General features: G+C 65.3%; 16 protein-coding genes. 8 read left to right on the top strand and 8 right to left on the bottom strand.

Going from position 1 to position 18,674, the window contains the following annotated elements; genetic code table 11:
• The first annotated feature begins 29 nt into the window (after positions 1 to 29).
• Positions 30 to 2,360, top strand: a complete 2,331-nt coding sequence (locus AC6CIE_RS05455; RefSeq protein WP_498091571.1) for a TonB-dependent receptor — start codon at positions 30 to 32, stop codon at positions 2,358 to 2,360.
• Here AC6CIE_RS05455 and AC6CIE_RS05450 read toward each other — a convergent pair.
• Positions 2,357 to 3,607 carry a sensor histidine kinase gene (locus AC6CIE_RS05450; protein WP_498091569.1) on the bottom strand — a complete coding sequence of 417 codons (1,251 nt, stop codon included), beginning with the start codon at positions 3,605 to 3,607 and terminating at the stop codon, positions 2,357 to 2,359. The genes AC6CIE_RS05455 and AC6CIE_RS05450 overlap by 4 nt on opposite strands.
• A 43-nt stretch (positions 3,608 to 3,650) precedes the next feature.
• Positions 3,651 to 4,334, bottom strand: a complete 684-nt coding sequence (locus AC6CIE_RS05445; RefSeq protein WP_291381555.1) for a response regulator transcription factor — start codon at positions 4,332 to 4,334, stop codon at positions 3,651 to 3,653.
• A 196-nt stretch (positions 4,335 to 4,530) separates the two neighbouring features.
• Here AC6CIE_RS05445 and AC6CIE_RS05440 point away from each other — a divergent pair, with 196 nt between their 5' ends.
• The 5 genes from AC6CIE_RS05440 to AC6CIE_RS05420 all read left to right on the top strand — a co-directional run bounded on the left by AC6CIE_RS05440 (position 4,531) and on the right by AC6CIE_RS05420 (position 9,133).
• The gene (locus AC6CIE_RS05440) at positions 4,531 to 5,658 is read left to right on the top strand and encodes an ABC transporter substrate-binding protein (protein WP_498091567.1); all 1,128 of its coding nucleotides are present in this window, start codon (positions 4,531 to 4,533) and stop codon (positions 5,656 to 5,658) included.
• Positions 5,659 to 5,664: 6 nt separating this feature from the next.
• Positions 5,665 to 6,747 (top strand): FecCD family ABC transporter permease, encoded by a 1,083-nt coding sequence (locus AC6CIE_RS05435; RefSeq protein WP_239213739.1) that lies wholly within the window; start codon positions 5,665 to 5,667, stop codon positions 6,745 to 6,747.
• A 30-nt stretch (positions 6,748 to 6,777) separates the two neighbouring features.
• A complete protein-coding gene (azu, locus tag AC6CIE_RS05430; protein ID WP_239213740.1) occupies positions 6,778 to 7,230 on the top strand; it encodes an azurin in 453 nt (150 codons plus the stop codon).
• A 2-nt stretch (positions 7,231 to 7,232) separates the two neighbouring features.
• Positions 7,233 to 8,003 carry an ABC transporter ATP-binding protein gene (locus tag AC6CIE_RS05425; RefSeq protein WP_498091565.1) on the top strand — a complete coding sequence of 257 codons (771 nt, stop codon included), beginning with the start codon at positions 7,233 to 7,235 and terminating at the stop codon, positions 8,001 to 8,003.
• 185 nt (positions 8,004 to 8,188) lie between these two features.
• The gene (locus AC6CIE_RS05420; RefSeq protein ID WP_498091564.1) at positions 8,189 to 9,133 is read left to right on the top strand and encodes a hypothetical protein; all 945 of its coding nucleotides are present in this window, start codon (positions 8,189 to 8,191) and stop codon (positions 9,131 to 9,133) included.
• Positions 9,134 to 9,136: 3 nt separating this feature from the next.
• On the opposite strand, the gene ilvA is transcribed toward AC6CIE_RS05420, so the two are convergent.
• Positions 9,137 to 10,708: a threonine ammonia-lyase, biosynthetic gene (gene ilvA, locus AC6CIE_RS05415; RefSeq protein WP_175136434.1), complete on the bottom strand. Its 1,572-nt coding sequence runs from the start codon at positions 10,706 to 10,708 to the stop codon at positions 9,137 to 9,139.
• Positions 10,709 to 11,261: 553 nt separating this feature from the next.
• Here ilvA and AC6CIE_RS05410 point away from each other — a divergent pair.
• Positions 11,262 to 13,490 carry an NADP-dependent isocitrate dehydrogenase gene (locus tag AC6CIE_RS05410; protein WP_481144980.1) on the top strand — a complete coding sequence of 743 codons (2,229 nt, stop codon included), beginning with the start codon at positions 11,262 to 11,264 and terminating at the stop codon, positions 13,488 to 13,490.
• Positions 13,491 to 13,855: 365 nt separating this feature from the next.
• Positions 13,856 to 14,158 carry a helix-turn-helix domain-containing protein gene (locus AC6CIE_RS05405; protein ID WP_175121430.1) on the top strand — a complete coding sequence of 101 codons (303 nt, stop codon included), beginning with the start codon at positions 13,856 to 13,858 and terminating at the stop codon, positions 14,156 to 14,158.
• A gap of 7 nt (positions 14,159 to 14,165) precedes the next feature.
• Here the strand turns inward: AC6CIE_RS05405 and AC6CIE_RS05400 are convergent, their stop codons facing one another.
• The 5 genes from AC6CIE_RS05400 to AC6CIE_RS05380 form a co-directional block, all read right to left on the bottom strand.
• A complete protein-coding gene (locus AC6CIE_RS05400; RefSeq protein ID WP_498091562.1) occupies positions 14,166 to 14,978 on the bottom strand; it encodes an ABC transporter permease in 813 nt (270 codons plus the stop codon).
• Positions 14,969 to 15,613: an ABC transporter ATP-binding protein gene (locus tag AC6CIE_RS05395; RefSeq protein ID WP_367352238.1), complete on the bottom strand. Its 645-nt coding sequence runs from the start codon at positions 15,611 to 15,613 to the stop codon at positions 14,969 to 14,971. Before AC6CIE_RS05395 ends, AC6CIE_RS05400 begins: the two co-directional genes overlap by 10 nt.
• 65 nt (positions 15,614 to 15,678) lie before the next feature.
• A complete protein-coding gene (locus AC6CIE_RS05390; protein ID WP_175121977.1) occupies positions 15,679 to 16,431 on the bottom strand; it encodes an amino acid ABC transporter ATP-binding protein in 753 nt (250 codons plus the stop codon).
• Between the two features lie 31 nt (positions 16,432 to 16,462).
• A complete protein-coding gene (locus tag AC6CIE_RS05385) occupies positions 16,463 to 17,116 on the bottom strand; it encodes an amino acid ABC transporter permease (RefSeq protein WP_367352239.1) in 654 nt (217 codons plus the stop codon).
• A gap of 130 nt (positions 17,117 to 17,246) precedes the next feature.
• Complete coding sequence (locus tag AC6CIE_RS05380; RefSeq protein WP_056561484.1) at positions 17,247 to 18,038, bottom strand: amino acid ABC transporter substrate-binding protein; 792 nt, start codon at positions 18,036 to 18,038, stop codon at positions 17,247 to 17,249.
• Positions 18,039 to 18,674: the final 636 nt, after the last annotated feature.

The following is an 18,674-nucleotide window of genomic DNA, read 5'->3' as shown; positions in this document are numbered from 1 at the left end:
CGATTCTCATTGAGGCACTCAAGATCGCCATGGCGCAACAACAAAAAACACACACCCAGGGCGCGTTCGCCCTGAAAACCTTGGGCATGGCGCTGGGCGCCGCCGCTTCCACGCAGGCCCACGGCCAGACGCCCCCGGCGGACAACGCCGTACTGCTGGCGCCCGTCACCGTGCAGGCCGATGCCCCGCCCTTCAAGGCGGATCGCGTGCAGTCCGGCAAGTTCACCGAGCCGCTGCTCGACACCCCGCAAAGCATCACCGTCGTGCCGCGCGCGGTGCTGGAAGAGCAGCAGGCCAAGAGCCTGCAGGATGTGCTGCGCAACGTGCCGGGCATCACGTTCAGTTCGGGCGAAGGCAATCTCGGCTGGGGCGACATGTTCACGATCCGCGGGTTTTCGGCGGAGCAAAGCATTACCGTGGACGGCATCCGCGACGCGGGCCTGTCCAGCCGCACTGACATCTTCAACCTGGAACAGGCCGAGGTCTTCAAGGGCACGGGCTCCATTGAATCCGGCATCTCGGCCGTGGGCGGGAGCGTCAACCTGGCCAGCAAGGAAGCGCGACTGGGCTCGTTCTACAAACTGTCCGGCGGACTGGGCACGGATCATTACCGCCGCATCACCGCGGACCTGAACCAGGAGCTGTCTGACAGCGCCGCCCTGCGCGTGAACCTCATGCGCCATCACAACGGCGTGGCCGAGCGCGACGTGACGGAGTTTGACCGGTCTGGCGTCGCGGCCTCGCTGGCAATGGGCCTGGGTTCACCCACCCGTGTCACCGTGAACTACCTGCATCAGGAAGACGACAACATCCCCGACGGCGGCGTGCCGATCCAGCGCGGCACGGGCGGCAAGCGCATGCCCAACGTGGCACGCAATGCCTGGTACGGCGACCCCGGCCTGTACACGGAGCAGACGCGCACCGATCAGGCAACGATGAAGGTCGAGCATGACTTCACCCACGCGGCGCGCGTAACCAACATCAGCCGTTGGCAGCAGACCGACCGCATCGGCGTGCTGGCCCCCGCACGCTTCAATTCCACGTCGCGCATTTCGTACGGCTATGTGGGCGCCGGCCCGCTGGTGCAGAGCGCGGACGGCATTGCCTCGTACAGCGGTTTCACGCCGCTGCGCGATCCCTCGCCCTATGCCCAATTGCGCGGCAACGACTTCGGCACGTCCAAGCGCTACACCATCCTGGCCAACCAGACCAACCTGAACCTCGACTTCCATACCGGCGCCATCAAGCACGCCGTGGTGACGGGCGTGGAGTTCTACAAGGAAACCTACGGCGACCATGCGCGTACGATCCGCGCCCCGTCCGTGAATCCCGTGCTCGACCTGCGCAACACCGGCGGCGTGGACATGGGCGGCGTGGATACGCTGAAGGGCGATTCGGGAAACAAGGCCGAAGTCTTCAATGCCGGCCTGTACGCCGCGGACACCGTAACCTTCAACCCGCAATGGATGCTGCAAGGCGCCTTGCGTTACGACCGCTACCGCGTCACGCAAACTGCCGGCGCCGCCACGCAACGCGTCACCGACGGCGCCTTCAGCGGCCGCATCGGCCTGACGTACAAGCCCGTGGAGAACGGCAGCGTCTACGTGTCATACAGCCAGGCCGCGCAACCGTCGGCGATGGGCGCGTCCACCAACAACAACATCTATGGCGCCACCGGCTCCGACACCTACAAGCCAGCCGTCGCCCGCACGTGGGAACTGGGCACGAAGTGGGACGTGGCGGGCGGTGACCTGTCGTTGACCGGCGCCATCTTCCGCACGGAACTGACGGACTCATGGGAATACGGCGACGACGCCACCGATGTCGTGCGCGCCCTGCCCGCCAAGCGCGTGGACGGGATCGAGGTGGGCCTGTCGGGCAACATCACGCCGCGCTGGTCCGCCTTTGCCGGCGTCAGCGCCATGAAGAGCCGCATCACCAAGGGCGCGAACCAGGGCGAAGAAGCCAAGAACGTGCCAGACCTGACGTTCAACCTGTGGGCCACCTACGCGGCCACGGAAGACCTGTCGCTGAGCTATGGCGCGCAGTACGTGGGCAAGCGGCGCTACACGGACAACAAGTACGTCGGCGGCAAGAACAACAACAGTTCCACCGTGTCCGGTCCGTACGGCACGCATCCGGTCTGGGTCCGCGACAACGAGAAGGCGCCGTCCTACTGGCTGCATTCCGTGGCGGCGCGCTACCGGTTGAACAAGAACGTGACGCTGGGGGTGAACGTGGACAACCTGTTCAACAAGTTCTATTACAGCCGCATCGGGGCCTCGCTGGATGGCTTCCAGCTGTACGGGGTGCCGGGCGCGGGACGCACGGCATTGTTCACGGCCGACGTCGCGTTCTAACCCGCAGGGGCCGGCGCGGGGCCGGCCAGGTCCACCCGAAACTGGCTCCCCTGCCCGGGGCGCGACTGAAGCGACACGCGCCAGCCCTGGTGCTCGCAGATGCGCTGCACCAGCGACAAGCCCAGCCCTAGATTGCCGTCATCCGGCTGATCGCCACGTACGAAGGGGTTGAAGATGGAAGCCTGCCGTTCCACCGGAATGCCGGGACCGTTGTCGTTCACCTGAACGTAATCGGGTCCTGCCGTGACGACGATGCTGGCCTGCGGGCCAGCGTACTGAAGCGAATTGCGGATCAGGTTGGACAGCACGGCGCGCAGCAGCGGCGCGGGAAACAGCAAGGCCGCTTCCGGCGCACCCGATGCGTTCAGCGTCAACTGCATGCCGCGCCGCTGCGCCACCGGTGACCAGGCGGCCAACTGACCGCGCGCGGTGTCCGCGGCGCTTTCGCGCGGAAACAGACCGGCCGCGTCGCCGCCGCGCGCCAGCATCAGGTAGGTGTCCAGCCGCTCGCCCATGTCGGCCGCCGCCGCCTCGATGCGGGCAAGGCGCGCCTGTCCCGCCGCGTCCAGCGTCTGCTCCTCGCGCAGCAGTTCGCAGGAACTGGAGATCACCATCAGCGGCGTGCGCAACTCGTGCCCCACGTCGGCCGTGAAGAGCTGCTCGCGCCTGAGCGCCTGTTCGAGTTGGTTGTAGGTCGAGTCGAAGGCCGCCGCAAGCTGGCCGATCTCGTCCGGCGGATAGTCTTCGGCCAGCCGGGTCTGCGGCGGCTGCGCGCCGCGCGTATTGACCTGGGCAGCCAGCCGCGCAAGCGGACGCAGCAGACGCCGCGTGGCCAGGATGCCCAGGACGAACGCCAGCGCCAGGCTGGCCGCCAGTCCCGTCACTGCGGTCCAGTGCGACGCCGACTGGTTCTGCTCGTATTCGGTGTAGTCGCGCAGCAGCATGTAGCGCTGGCCCTCGAAGTCGTCGACCATCACGTGCCACACGCGATCGTTGCGCTCGATCTTGTGAAAGCCCGGCGCCAGCGGCCGCAGCCAATCGGGAAACGCCCTGCTTCCCGGATCGCCATGAAAGAAGCGGTTGGGCCGCCCGGGGTCGATGCCCGCCAGGAAATCGCCCCGCACCCGCTCCACCGCCATGCCCATGTCGATGCGCTGAAGATGCGCCTCCAGCTTGCCGACGCTCCACACCGACAACCAGGTCAGCAGGCCCGCCACCAGCAGCGCCAGCGCGACATAGGTCAACACAAGATGGCGCGCCAGCCCGCGCCGCGCCGCGCGTCTGCCCCGGTCAACCATCATTCGCGGCCCGCAACTGGTAGCCGATGCCATGCACCGTGTGCAGCAGCGGCGTGTCGTAGGGCTTGTCGACCACGTGGCGGATCTGGTGGATGTGGGTGCGCAGGCTATCGCTGTCAGGCGGCGAGTCGCGCCACAACGCCTCTTCCAGCCGCGCGCGATGGACCACGGCCGGACTGGCGCGCATCAGCAGGGTCAGCAGTTGCAGCGGAGACGGCGGCAGGCGCAGCGGCTGGCCCGCGCGCGCCAGCGCCAAGGTGCCGGTGTCCAGCGTCAGGTCGCCCACACGCAGCACGCGGGCCGCGCCCGCCCCGCTGGCGCGATGCAGCAGCGCCTTGACCCGCGCGGCCAGCTCGGCTAACGCAAAGGGCTTGACCAGGTAATCGTCAGCGCCCGCGTCAAAGCCGGTCAGCCGGTTGTCCAGCGTATCGCGGGCCGTGACCATGATGACGGGGGTGTTGCACGCGGCCTCGGTGCGCAGCCGGCGGCACAACTCGTAGCCGTCCAGCCGCGGCAGCATCAGATCCAGCACGATCAGGTCGAACTCGCCGGAGGCCGCCATCGCATAGCCGCGCTGGCCGTCTTCGGCGCAATCGACGATGTAGCCGCGCCGCGTCAGGTGATGGGTGATGTTGGCAAGAATGTCGGGGTCGTCTTCGATGACGAGAACGCGCATGGCGGAACCGCTCGGCGAATAACAATCAATCTCACATTGTAGGGGCGCGGCCAAGAGCGCGGCGGCGTTGCGGCGCCATTGCCACAGCCGCTGCGCGTCTTAACGAATTCTTGAGGAGGGTTGGCGGACACTGCCCGGCGATAAGAATGGTTCGCGTTACCTGCACCCCGCGGCTGACGCCCCTGAAGGATTCGCCATGCGTTCGATTGCCCTTTTCCGTGCGGCCGTGACCGCCGCCGCCCTGTTCTGCGCCCTGCCTGGCGCCCATGCCCGCGAGGTCACCGACCTGGCCGGCCGCGTCGTGACAGTGCCCGACCACCCGAAACGCATTCTGCTCGGCGAAGGCCGCTTCGCCTTTGCGATGGCGCTGCTGGACCGGCACGATCCCGTGGCGCGTGTAGTCGGCTGGCAGGGAGAGCTGAAGCAACAGGATCCCTACTCCTGGAACCAGCTCGTCAAGCGCTTTCCCAAGGCGGCCGACGTACCCCTGATCGGCAAGACGTCGGAAGCCAGCGTCAGCCCCGAAAAGATCGTCTCGCTGCGGCCCGACGTGGCGATTTTCAGCGTCAGCGGCCATGGCCCGGGCCGCAACAATCCGATGATCCCGGCGTTGCAGGAAGCCGGCATCCCGATCGTCTTCATCGACTTCCGCCAGCACCCCGTGCGCAACACGGTGCCCAGCATGCGCATCCTCGGCCAGGCCCTCGATCGCGAAGCCGAGGCGGAAAGCTACATCGCCTTCTATGAAGACCGCCTGGCCCGCGTGCGCAAGGTCGTGGAACCGGTGCCGCCCGCGCAGCGGCCGCGCGTCTTCGTGGAGATGCTGGCGGGCGTCTGGCCGGCCTGCTGCCACACCACCGGCAACGGCAGCTTCGGCGACCTGCTGGAAGCCGCAGGCGGCGTCAATGTCGCGGCCCCCGTGCTGCCCGGCGCGATCGGCGACGTGAGCCTGGAGTTCGTCATCGACGCCAAGCCGGATGTCTACATCGCCACCGGAAGCCGTTCCGAACCCGGCCGTCCGGGCCTCTTGGCTGGTCCCGGCGCCGATCCGAAGGTATCCGCCGACAGCCTGGCCACGCTGCTGGACCGCGACGGCATCCGCGATCTGGACGCCGTCAAGCAGCATCGCGCCTACGGCATCTGGCACGCGTTCTACAACTCGCCCTATAACGTTGCTGCCATCGAGGCGATGGCGAAATGGCTGTATCCCGAACGCGCCGCCGCGCTGGATCCGCAAGGCACGCTGGACGCGCTGTACGGCCAGTTCCTGGATCTGGACAACGCGGGCGCCTTCTGGACGTCTCCGGCCGCACCTGCGAAGTAGTCCGCCATGACCGGATTCGCCCCCGCCGCCGCATCGCCCGCGGCGTCAGTGCCTGACGATCCCATCGCCGCGTACCGGCGCGCGGTGCGCAAGCGCCTGCTGCTGACCGTTGTACTGGTGCTGGCCATCGTGGCCAGCCTGCTGGCCGACATCGCCAGCGGACCGGCTTCGCTGTCCCTGCCCGACCTGCTGCACACGCTGCTGCACCCCGAGGTGTCAGACACCGGTACGCGCGTCATCGTCTGGCAGTTCCGCTTGCCCTATGCGCTGATGGCGTTGCTGGTCGGCGTGGCGCTGGGCCTGGGCGGCGCCGAGATGCAAACCATGCTGGACAACCCGCTCGCCAGCCCCTACACCCTGGGCGTATCGGCCGCCGCGGCGTTCGGCGCGTCGCTTGCCATCACGCTGGACTGGCATCTGCCCGCGCTGCCGGCCGGCATGACGGTTTCCGTATCGGCCTTCGCCTGCACCCTGCTGTCCGTGCTGGTGCTGGAACGCGTGGCGCGCTGGCGTGGCGGCTCGACGCTGGGCGTGGTGCTGTTCGGCATCGCGCTGGTGTATTCGTTCCAGGCGCTGGTGATGCTGCTGCAGTTCGTCGCCAGCGAGGAGGCCCTGCAAGGCATCGTCTTCTGGACGATGGGCAGCCTGGCGCGCGCCAACTGGACCACCGTCGGCGTCATGGCCGCGGCGCTGGTCCTGGCTATTCCGTTCTCCATGCGCGACGCCTGGAAGCTCACCGCCGTGCGGCTTGGCGAGGAACGCGCGGCCAGCTTCGGCATCGACGTCAAGCGGCTGCGGCTTGTCAGCCTGCTGCGCGTGAGCGCGCTGGCCGCGCTTGCCGTGTCGTTCGTCGGCACGATCGGCTTCGTCGGCCTGGTCGCGCCGCACATCGCCCGGCTGCTCTTGGGCGAAGACCACCGCTACTACCTGCCGGGCAGCGCGCTGGCCGGCGCGCTCATCCTGTCGCTGGCGTCCGTGGCGTCCAAGACCGTGCTGCCCGGCGCGCTCATCCCGGTCGGCATCGTGACCTCGCTGGTCGGCATTCCCTTCTTTCTCACCATCGTCGTGCGCGCCCTCAAGCGCGCCTGACGGCATCAACCGCAACAAGGAGACACCCCGATGAAATTCCGCCTGACGCTGACGCTCGCGGCCCTGACGATCGCCGGCACCGCCCATGCCGCGCCCGCTTGCTCCATCGACGTCGAAGGCCGTCCCGGCAAGCAATTCGGCCCCGACCACATCGTCGTGCCCGCGACCTGCCAGGACTTCACCGTGCGCCTGATCCACACTGGCAAGAACAGCAAGGAAAAAGCGGGCCACAACTGGGTGCTGACCAAGACGGAAGACATCGATGCAGTGATGGTCGACGGCATCAAGGCCGGCGCCAGCAGCGACTTCCTGGCGCCGGGCGACGCCCGCATCCTTGCCAAGACGCCCATGCTGGGCGGCGGCGAAACGGCCACCGTCACCTTCCCCGTCAGCCGCCTGCGCGCGGGCCAGTCGTACACCTACTACTGCTCGTTCCCCGCGCACGCGCAGCACATGCGCGGCACGCTGGTGCTGCAACCCTGACGATGACGCAGCTACGCATCCAGGCCCTGTCCGCCGGCTATGGCGGGCGGCCGGTGCTGCGCAACGCCAGCGCCGGTCCCATGGCCGAAGGCGCCGTCACCGCGCTGCTGGGGCCGAACGGCAGCGGGAAATCGACGCTGCTCAAGACGCTGGCCGGTTTGCACCCGGTAATGCAAGGCGCGATCTGGCTGGACGGCGAGGACCTGGCCAACGCCAGCCCGTCCCGCCGCGCCGAATGCGCGATGTACATGCCACAGGCCCTGCCGAAGGGCGTGCACATGACCGTCTTCGAATCCGTGCTCGTGGCGGCGCGATCCGGCCGTCACGGACAGCCTGGCCATGCGCTGATGGAAGACGCCATGGCAGTCATCACCGAGCTGGGCATCGCGCCGCTCGCCAGCCGCCACCTGGACGAACTGTCCGGCGGGCAGAAGCAGCTGGCGTCGCTGGCGCAGGCGCTGGTGCGGCGTCCGCGCCTGCTGCTGCTTGATGAGCCCTTGTCGGCGTTGGATCTGAACTATCAATTCCACGTCATGGACGTGCTGCGCCGCCAGACGCGGCTGCACCGCCTGATCACGTTGGTGGTGCTGCACGACTTGAACATCGCGCTGCTGCTGCACGCTGGCGCGATCGAAGCCGAGGGGCTGCCGGGCGATGTGGTGACGCCCGATACGCTGCGCCGCATATACCGCGTGCGTGCGCGCGTCGAGCATTGTCCGCAGGGCCAGGCGCAGATCCACGTGGATGGGCTGGCTGATCGCCCATCAGCGTAGGTTTATGACAGCTGTATCCGCATCGAGGTGTCTGACACCTTTGCCTTAGCTCTGCAGGGTGAAGATCCTCTCAAACGGGTGTCCAGACACCGGGCGAACGCGCGTCCGCCTTCATCATCGGAGCCAGACACCAGCGCAGGCGCACCGGTATATAGTCATCCCTTGTGCCATTCAGGGAGTCCGCCGTGACGAGCCGCCGCGCCTTTGCATTTTTGCTCAGCCTGCTTGCCGCGCCCTCTGGCGCCGCCATCGTCTACGACAATCACGGCCTGGTCGTCGACGTGAAAACCGGCAGCCGCAGCGACTGGAACACCGGTCAGCGCCAGACCACGCGCGCCACCACCATCACCTTCCAAGGCAAGCCCTTGTGCGGCACCGACGTCGGCGCGCTACTCTATCCTGGCAGCAATGCACGGCAGGCTCGCGCGTTCTTCTGCCCTGGTCCGGTCGCCATGCTGGAAACCGATGCGGTGCTGGCGTTCTTTACCAGTTCCAGCGCCAGCACCGTGCTCGCGCATCTGCAGGTCGTCAACGGCTCCCTACGTGTGCAGCGCCTGCCGCTTTCCGACAAGCCGGACCGCGACAGCATCCACGGCACGCGGTTCGAGGACGCCCGCCTGCCCGGCTGGACGCGCGTGGACTCGGCCTGGAACGAAACCGTGATGATCCGCCATGCGCCGCTGAAGGCGCAAAACCTTGGCCCAGGAAAACTGCTGGATATCGCCAGCGACGTGGCCTATCTGGCAGTGCCGCCGGGCAGAAAGGTCGTCGTGCTGCAGCCGGCCGCCCGCGTAAAAGACGCGCACGGCGACCTGCAATACGTGCCCGAAGTCACCAAGTTCGTGGACACGCCGCTGGCGTTTCGGGCCGTGCGCCTGAGCGATGGGCGCGAGCTGGCGCGGCTGGATTTCGACGACAAATGTGTGGGCCTGCCAGCCTTGCAATTCGAACGGTCCGACGCGAAATCCGCTTCCAGCGCCACGCCCGCTATCGCGTTCGACGATGTCCCGGCGTGGCGCGCGAGCGCATTGGAACTGACCCAGACGCAGGGCCGCGCGACGCTGCGCTTGAAGCCGGGCGTGGAATTACCGCGCAAGCCGGGCTGCAAGGCCGGCGGAACGGCCGGTTGAACTTCAGATCAGAAACTGCCGGTAAGCCTCGTTATCCGTTTCCTCGGCGTGCGCATACCCAAGCTGCCGCAAGAACCCATCCAGCGCCGCATCATCGGCCACCGGCGCCTGAATGCCCACCAGCGCCGAGCTGAAGTCAGTGCCTTGATTGCGGTAATGGAACAGGCTGATGTTCCAGTTGGGCGCCATCGCCGACAGGAACTTCATCAGCGCGCCCGGCCGCTCCGGAAACTCAAAGCGGAAAAGGCGCTCGCCACCTGCCAGCGGCGAACGTCCTCCCACCATGTAGCGGATGTGCTGCTTCGAGACTTCGTTGTTCGTCAGGTCGGAGGCCGAGAATCCCTCTGCCTGCAGCGCGGCCAGGATTTCGGCGGATTCACCGCGCCGCGCAATCTGCACGCTAACGAAGATGCGGGCTGTGCGCGCATCGGCAATGCGGTAATTGAACTCGGTCACGCTGCGCTGCCCGATCACCCGGCAGAACCGGCGGAAGCTGCCGCGCTCTTCGGGGATGGTGACCGCGAACACCGCCTCGCGCGCCTCGCCCACTTCGGCGCGGTCCGCCACAAAGCGCATGCGGTCAAAATTCATGTTCGCGCCCGACGTGATCGCCACCAGCGACTGCCCGCGCGCGCCTTCGCGCTCCACGTACTTCTTCAACCCCGCCACCGCCAACGCACCCGCGGGTTCCAGCACGCTGCGCGTATCCAGGAACACGTCCTTGATCGCCGCGCAGACCGCATCCGTGTCCACCAGGATTACTTCATCCAGATACTCGCGGCACAGACGGAAGGTTTCCTCGCCCACCAGCTTGACGGCCGTCCCGTCCGAAAACAGGCCGACATCGGCCAGGATGACCCGCTCGCCCACTCGCAGCGATTGCGCCATCGCGCAGGAATCCTCGGTCTGCACGCCGATGACCTTCACGCCGGGATGCACCGCCTTCACATAGGTCGACACGCCCGCCGCCAGACTGCCGCCGCCGATCGGCACGAAAATCGCGTGCAGCGGCTCGGGATGCTGGCGCAGGATCTCCATGCCCACCGTGCCCTGCCCCGCGATGACATAGGGATCGTCGAACGCGGGAACGAACGTCAGGCCCTGCTCCTGCGCCAGCGTCTGCGCATGCGCATAAGCGTCGTTGTACGAATCGCCGGCCTGCACCACCGTCACGGTCGGTCCGCCGTGGGCGCGCACCGCGTCCACTTTCACCTGCGGCGCCGTCTGCGGCACGACGATGATGGCCCGCACGCCCAGCTTGGCCGCCGAAATCGCGACGCCCTGCGCATGGTTGCCCGCCGACGCCGTGATGACCCCGCGCTCCAGCGCGGCGCGCGGCGTGTTGCGCATCTTGTTGTAGGCGCCGCGCACCTTGAACGAGAACACCGGCTGGTTGTCTTCGCGCTTGAAATGAACGGTGTTGCCCAACCGGGCGGATAGCCCACGCGCCAGATCCAGCTCGGTTTCACGGGCAATGTCGTATACCCGGGCGGTCAGGATCTGCCGCAGGTACTCCATCGGCGTGGCGGAGCCAGCCTGGAATGCCGAGGGTGCGTGGGAGGATGAATCGGACATGGTTTCTCTGCTTGGGTTACTTGCCCGGCAGAGGCGGCCACAAAAAACCCGCCTCGTGGGGCGGGTGGCTTGTGACTGTTGCGGTCGCGCGCTAACCCACCATTCCAGGAATGATGGTAATAATCAGCGAAATGCGGACGGCGCGGAAATTCATGGGGCGTACTTTCCTCCTATCGCCCGGCTTTGTCAAACGGCGATTGCAGACGCTTTGATGCCAAATTCCGCCCGCCCCGCCCAATGCGTCCCCCAAAAACTGTCATAAGCATATTGCGTCGCCATCAAGAAACAGAACCATTTCCCGGCGCAATGCGTAGCACGGTATTACAATGGAAGGTTCGTGGCGGTCGCACCTTCCAAGGCGGACCCGGATACGGCCCATTTATCGGCCGGCCGGTCCAGCCAAACAATAGGACGGGCGGCAGTCATGTTGGTGGGACGGCTTGCCTGCGCGTCCCGCCATACGAACCCACTCTCGACAACATCTACCGGCGTACGCCGCATAGCATGTTCGGGTTTGCGCGTTAATCGCCTGAGCCGAACAGATTCAAGGATCATGTCTCTTACTCCGAAGATTATCTATACCCTCACCGACGAAGCTCCGGCACTGGCAACCCGTTCGCTGCTGCCCATCGTCCAGGCATTCGCCAAACCCGCAGGCATCACGGTCGAGACCCGCGACATTTCGCTGGCAGGCCGCATCATCGCCCTGTTCCCGGATTACCTCGACGACAGCCAGAAGCTGTCCGACGCCCTGGCTGAGCTGGGCGCCCTCGCGGTCAAGCCCGAAGCCAACATCATCAAGCTGCCCAACATCAGCGCCTCGATGCCCCAACTGAAGGCGGCCATCAAGGAACTGCAAGACCAGGGCTACAAGCTGCCGGACTACCCGGACGCCCCCGCCAACGACACCGAGCGCGACGTCAAGGCCCGCTACGACAAGGTCAAGGGCAGCGCCGTCAACCCGGTCCTGCGCGAAGGCAACTCCGACCGCCGCGCCCCGCTGTCGGTCAAGAACTACGCCCGCAAGCACCCGCACAAGATGGGCGCCTGGACGTCCGACTCCAAGTCGCACGTTGCCCACATGAGCGAAGGCGACTTCTACGGCACTGAAAAGTCGGCTCTCATCGCCGACGCCGGCGACGTCAAGATCGAACTGACCGCCGCTGACGGCACCAAGACCGTCCTGAAGGAAAAGACCCCGGTCAAGGCCGGCGAGATCATCGACGCCGCCGTGCTGTCGACCGCCAAGCTCAAGTCCTTCCTGCAGGCCCAGATCGACGACGCGCGCGCCAACGGCGTGCTGTTCTCGGTCCACCTGAAGGCCACCATGATGAAGGTCTCCGACCCCGTCATCTTCGGCCACGTGGTCTCCGTGTTCTACAAGGACGTTCTGGCCAAGCACGCCGACGCCCTCAAGCAGGCCGGTTTCGACCCCAACAACGGCATTGGCGACCTGTACGCCAAGATCCAGTCGCTGCCCGCTGACCAGCAGGCCGCGATCACCGCCGACATCGACGCCGCCTACAAGACGCTGCCGCAACTGGCCATGGTGAATTCCGACAAGGGCATCACCAACCTGCACGTGCCCAGCGACGTCATCGTCGACGCATCCATGCCCGCCATGATCCGCGACTCCGGCAAGATGTGGAACGCCGAAGGCAAGCTGCAGGACGCCAAGGCCGTCATCCCGGACCGCAGCTACGCCGGCGTCTACCAGGCCGTCATCGACGACTGCAAGCGCAACGGCGCCTTCAATCCGGTCACGATGGGCAGCGTGCCCAACGTCGGCCTGATGGCCCAGGCTGCTGAAGAATACGGTTCGCACAACAAGACCTTCGTCATCCCGGCTGCCGGCACCGTGCGCGTCACCGACGCCGCTGGCGCCGTGCTGCTGGAACAGGCCGTCGAAGCCGGCGACCTCTGGCGCATGTGCCAGACCAAGGACGCCGCGATCCAGGACTGGGTCAAGCTGGCCGTCACCCGCGCCCGCGCCACCAAGACGCCCGCCGTCTTCTGGCTGGACGAAAAGCGTGCCCACGACGCCCAGGTCATCGCCAAGGTCAAGCAGTACCTCAAGGACCACGACACCAGCGGCCTGGACCTGCGCATCCTCGACCCCGTCGAAGCCACCAAGTTCTCGGTCAAGCGCATCCGCGAAGGCCTGGACACCATCTCGGTCACCGGCAACGTGCTGCGCGACTACCTGACCGACCTGTTCCCCATCATGGAACTGGGCACCAGCGCCAAGATGCTGTCGATCGTGCCGCTGGTCGCCGGCGGCGGCCTGTTTGAAACGGGCGCGGGCGGTTCGGCCCCCAAGCACGTGCAACAGTTCCTGGAAGAAGGCTTCCTGCGCTGGGATTCGCTGGGCGAATTCATGGCGCTGGCCGAGTCCCTCGACCACCTGGGCCGCACGTACAAGAACCCGACCGCCCAGATCCTGGCCAAGACGCTGGATCAGGCCACGGCCAAGTTCCTCGACGAGAACAAGTCGCCCGAGCGCAAGGTCGGCGGCCTGGATAACCGCGGCAGCCACTTCTACCTGGCGATGTACTGGGCCCAAGCCCTGGCCGCCCAGACCGAAGACCGCGCCCTGGCCGCCCAGTTCGCCCCCGCCGCGATCGCTTTCTCCGAAGGCGAGAACAAGATCCTGGACGAGCTCAAGGCCGCCCAAGGCAAGCCCGTGGACATCGGCGGCTACTACCAGCCGAACGAAGCCAAGGCCAGCCAGGCCATGCGCCCCAGCGCCACGCTGAACAAGGTGCTGGCCTCGATCGGCTAAGCCCCCTGCCCTTGCTGGCCAGTGTTTGCTGGCTGGCGGGCATGTGAAAAACCGGCAGTCCCGTGAGGGCTGCCGGTTTTTTTATGGGGCGCTCTCTGAATGCCTGCGTCCTCGGATGGGTGTCTGACACCTAGCACCACCTATTCTGCCGTTATCCAAAATCCGACTGACTTACGGCCCACTGGATAGCCTCTTTCGCCTCTTTCAAACGTATGCTTTAGCGAATGCCTGCGTAAAAAATACACGGCATAAACATGCCCGTTACGGGTACAAGGCCCTGCAATTCGCCGGCAAGGTCTTTCTTGGCTTGACGGAATCCGCCCTTTTGAGCGCACTACAGGCAGGCGTGTTACTTGAGGTGAACTGTGACCAAACTCATTGAATCTTTGCGCGACGATCTCGCCGCGCTTTACCGCGCCGGGTCGATAGACAAAGTCACAATGCGAGACTTTGACGCCATCTGCCCCGCACCTGTCCGAAGTTTTAGTCCTGGCGACATCAAGCGGCTTCGCGAAGATTTACGGTTCAGCCAGCCCGTATTCGCCCTGCATCTGCATACCAGCGCTTCGACCGTCCGAAAGTGGGAACAAGGCGACACCCGCCCGACAGGGCCGGCCCTTAAACTGCTGAACATCCTGGCGGACAAAGGCCTGCAAGCCATCCTCTGACGCCCTGCTATCGCTTCGCAGCAACTCCCGGCATCAGCCTGTCCAACCGCAATCTCCCCCGCTCGTCCGTCAATCGGCGCATCGCGCCATAAGCCGCTCCCATCGCCGCCATGCCGCTCGCGCCGCACAGCAGAAACATCAACAGGATCTGATACTTGGCCGCGTCCACCGGATCCATGCCCGCAATGATCTGCCCGGTCATGATGCCCGGCAACGTGATGATCCCGGCCGCCGACATCTGGTTGATGCTGGGCACGATGCCACGCCGAACCGATTCGCGCAGCAAGGCCGAAAACGCCTGATGCACGGTCGCGCCCAGCGCCAGGCGCGCTTCGATGCCCAGCCTTTCGCGGCGCACGCCCGACAGCATTCCGTCCAATGCCAGACTGGCCGCATTCAAGACGCTGCCCAGCACGATGCCAACCAGTGCAATCGTGTACCGCGGATCAAACCAAGGGTCCGGGCGCAGCGCCGTATTCAGAATGAACAACGCAGTTACCAGCGTGGTGCTGACCACCGCCAACGTCCCGACCCAACCATTGCCATGCCCGGTCAAACGCGCCTTGGGTCGGGCCGCGACCTCGCGCGCGGCCAGCGCCATCATCACCGCCACCACCAGCGCCGTCAGCCACGGCGCGGCATGGGCGAACACAATGCGCAGGATCTGACCGACCAGCAGCAGTTGCACCACCGTGCGCACCGCCGCCCACAGCACCTGCCGTTGCAGATTCAACCGCAGTGCGAAGGAAATGCCAGCGCTCAGCAGCACCAGCAGCGACGCGATCACCAGATCCAGCGCCTGCAGCTTGATCACGTCCATAGCGGCTCCATGTGGCCTTGCGTCATCCGCCAACGCCGGCGCGCCAGGCGCTCCGCCTGTTCCGGGCTATGCGTCACCAGCAGAATGGCAGCGCCGGCAGCCAGGACGCGTGACAGTTCCGCCTCGACTAACGCTGTCGCCTCCTGATCCAGCGCGGCGGTCGGCTCATCCAGCAGCAGGACGCGCGGGTTCTGCATCAGCGCGCGCACTAAGCCCATCCGCTGGCGCTCGCCCGTGGACAGCTCATGAACCAATGCGTCGAACTTGACCTCAGCCAGCCCGAGGCGCGCCATGATGGCGATCGCGCCCGCGCGGTCCGCGTAGTGCGCGGACACGTGGTCATCCCACCATCCCGCCTCGGCCTGGCAATACACCACCAGACGCCGCCACTCGAAACCGCGCATGGCCGACCGGCGGCGCCCGTCGAGTTCCGCTTCACCATGCCCGGGGTCCAGATCCGCAATTTGCCGCAACAGCAGCGACTTGCCCGATCCCGACGCGCCGACCACAGCCGCGCACTCGCCCGCCGCCAGATCCAGGCTAACGGGCGCCAGGCGCTCGCTGTACAGGCCTCGAAGCCTGAGCAACGGCGGCGCGTCAGAAACAACTTGCGAGGGAATCGGCGCGGACTGCATGGGTAGGCATCATATAGAAAAGCCCGCGGCAAGGCGGGCTTCACGGTATGCGGCGGCGGCTCGGATCAGAGCATATGCGCCAGGAACTCACGGCTGCGCGCATGCTGAGGCGCGGCAAAGAACTCGGCGGACGGCGCTTCCTCGACGATGCGGCCATCGTCCATGAAAATGACCCGGTGCGCCACTTCACGCGCAAACCCCATTTCGTGCGTCACGACCAGCATCGTCATGCGCTCGTCGGCCAGCTGCTTCATGGTGCGCAGCACTTCGCCGGTCAGCTCCGGGTCCAGCGCCGACGTCGGCTCGTCAAACAGCATGATGTCCGGCTCCATCGCCAGCGCCCGCGCAATCGCTACACGCTGCTTCTGGCCGCCTGACAGACGCGTCGGATAGTTGTCGCGCTTGTTCGACAGACCCACCTTGCGCAGCAGCTCTTCGGCCTTCGGCACGATCTCCGCGCGCGACATACCCTTCACGGTAATCGGCGCCTCGATGATGTTCTGCAGCACCGTCATGTGCGGGAACAGATTGAACGACTGAAACACCATGCCCATCTTGCGGCAGATGCGCCGCACGTCGCCGTCGCTGGCGTACTGGCTGCGGCCACCCGGTACAGACGCAGCCATCGTCTCGCCTTCGATCTGGATGCTGCCTTCGTCGATGGTCTCAAGATGATTCAAGCAGCGCAAAAACGTGCTCTTGCCAGACCCCGACGGGCCGATCACCGCCACGACTTCGCCCTGCTCCAGGTTCAGCGACACGTTGTCGAGCACGCGGTTGGAACCGAACGATTTGACGATATTGCGGGCTTCGATCATGACCGGACGCTGGCTAAGCCCGGCCGGGGAATTATTGGTCATATTTTGCATAGCGCTTTTCCATGTGCTGGAAGAACCACGTCAGGAGCAGCGTCATCAACAGATAGAAGGCAGCGGCGACGAGGAACGGCGTGGTCGTGAAATCGCGCTGCACGATGCCCCGCGCGGTGCGCAGAATGTCGTTCAGCGCCAGCACGTAAATCAGCGAAGTGTCCTTGACCAGGGTGATCGTCTCGTTGCTCATCGGCGGCAGCACGCGCTGCACCATCTGCGGCAGCACGATGCGGCGCAGGGTCTGCAGGTACGTCATGCCCAGCACCTTGCTGCCCTCGTACTGCCCCCGATCCACCGACTGGATACCGGCGCGGAAGATCTCAGCAAAATACGCCGCATAGTTCAGCGCAAACGCCACCACCGCCGCCGGAAAATCCGGCAGCCGGATGCCGATCACCGGCACGAACGGCAGCGCGAAATAGATGAACAGCATCTGGAGCATCAACGGCGTGCCGCGCATCAACCAGATATAGCCATTGACCGCGCGGCTCAGCAGCGGCCACTTCGAGATGCGCGCCAGGGCCAGTACCAGCCCCAACGGCACCGCCAGCGCCAGCGTGATGAAAAACAGCGTCAAGGTGACTTTCGCGCCTTCCGCCAAGGGCCCCAGAAGGGAGATTACGTAGTCCATGCAGTGGGTTCGCGCCGCGAGGGCAAGAGAGAATCATGGGCAAGCCCGCCTGGCCTTGCGGCACTGCGGCGGGCTGCGAACTGCAACGGCAAAGGCGCCGCGGCCGGCTAGGCCACAGGCGCCTTCCCGCTTACTTGATGATGTTGGCGCCGAACCACTGGGTGGCGATGCGGCCGGCGGTGCCGTCCTGCTTCATCGAATCCAGCGTCTTGTCCAGCTTGGCCAGCAACTCGGTGTCGTCCTTACGCACGCCAACGCCGTAATCTTCCGTACCGAAGTTCTCTTCCAGCACGCGATACTCGCCCGCACGCTTGCTGATCAGGTAACGGCCAACCACTTCATCCACCACGATGGCGTCCAGACGGCCAGCAGCCAGGTCCATCAGCGCGGTGACGTTGTCGCCGAACTTCTTCACTTCCTTGATCTGCGCGGCAACCGGGTCCTTGGCGATGGCGTCGGTGGCACTGCTGCCGTCCTGCGCGCCGATGACCTTGCCAGCCAGATCATTCTTGACCTTCACCGGCGACGTGTTGCCCACGATGATGATCTGGTGGTTGGCCATGTACGGCGCGGTGAAGCTGATGTTCTTCTTGCGCTCTTCGGTAATGGTCAGACCGTTCCACAGCACGTCGACGCGCTTGCCGTTCAGCTCGGCTTCCTTGGCGCTCCAGTCGATCGGCTTGAATTCCACTTCAATGCCCAGACGCTTGCTGGCTTCCTTGGCCATGTCGATGTCAAAACCGACGATCTGGTTGCTGGCGTCGCGGAATCCCATCGGGGGGAAGTTGTCGTCCAGGCCAACGACGACCTTCTTGGGCGTCGCCGGCGCTTGGGCGCCAGCGGCAGGCGCGTTGTCGCTGGGACCGCAGGCCGTGAGCAAAGCAGTGGCGGACACAAGAAGTACAGCAGTCAGTTTTTTCATCGTTGTGAGGGCGCGAGGCGCAGGATTGAAGAAAGCCGGGAAAGCGGGCGGTATGCCGCGAGGCGGTATTTTAGCGTTGTTGGGGGGATTTGCTGGCGGGGGCAGGAATGGCGGTGGGGAGCCTCGAGGACCGCCGGACCGTAGCGGTCGCTTTGGAACGTCTAATTGGCGACGGATTGGCCTTAGAGGTGGCGCGAGCAGCGGCGTATGACTCTGCGTCTCATCACTTTCCGCGACTTGCAGGCGTCCCGAATGCTCCCGGGAATATCGAGATCGGACTCAGGTGCGATATCGGCAACGACCGAAATCGGCCAGGAGCGGACATTCCAAATTTTGGTGTATTGACGGCTTTGTTCTGGTTGCGAGCCTTTGGGCTTTTTCGCAAAGCGCCAATTCTGGCGAAAGCTGATAGTGGAAGCCAGGGCAGCCTTTGCCCTTCAACACGCGAAACGAAGCAGACTGGCGCCCGATGTTTCAAAAAGTTAGACTATTTGGTAGCTTGTATGTCGCGTCGGTGCGTCGGGAAAGCTTCTGCGGGCATAACGATTGACGGACGTCTGTTTTACAAGCGCCCAATTTGCCGATGCGCCCAATTTCCTTGGGCGCTCCGTTAGATGAAGTGAGTGCCCTTCGACG

This window comes from Achromobacter sp. GQ309, assembly GCF_059759315.1.
This window is presented reverse-complemented; position numbering and strand designations above follow the sequence as displayed.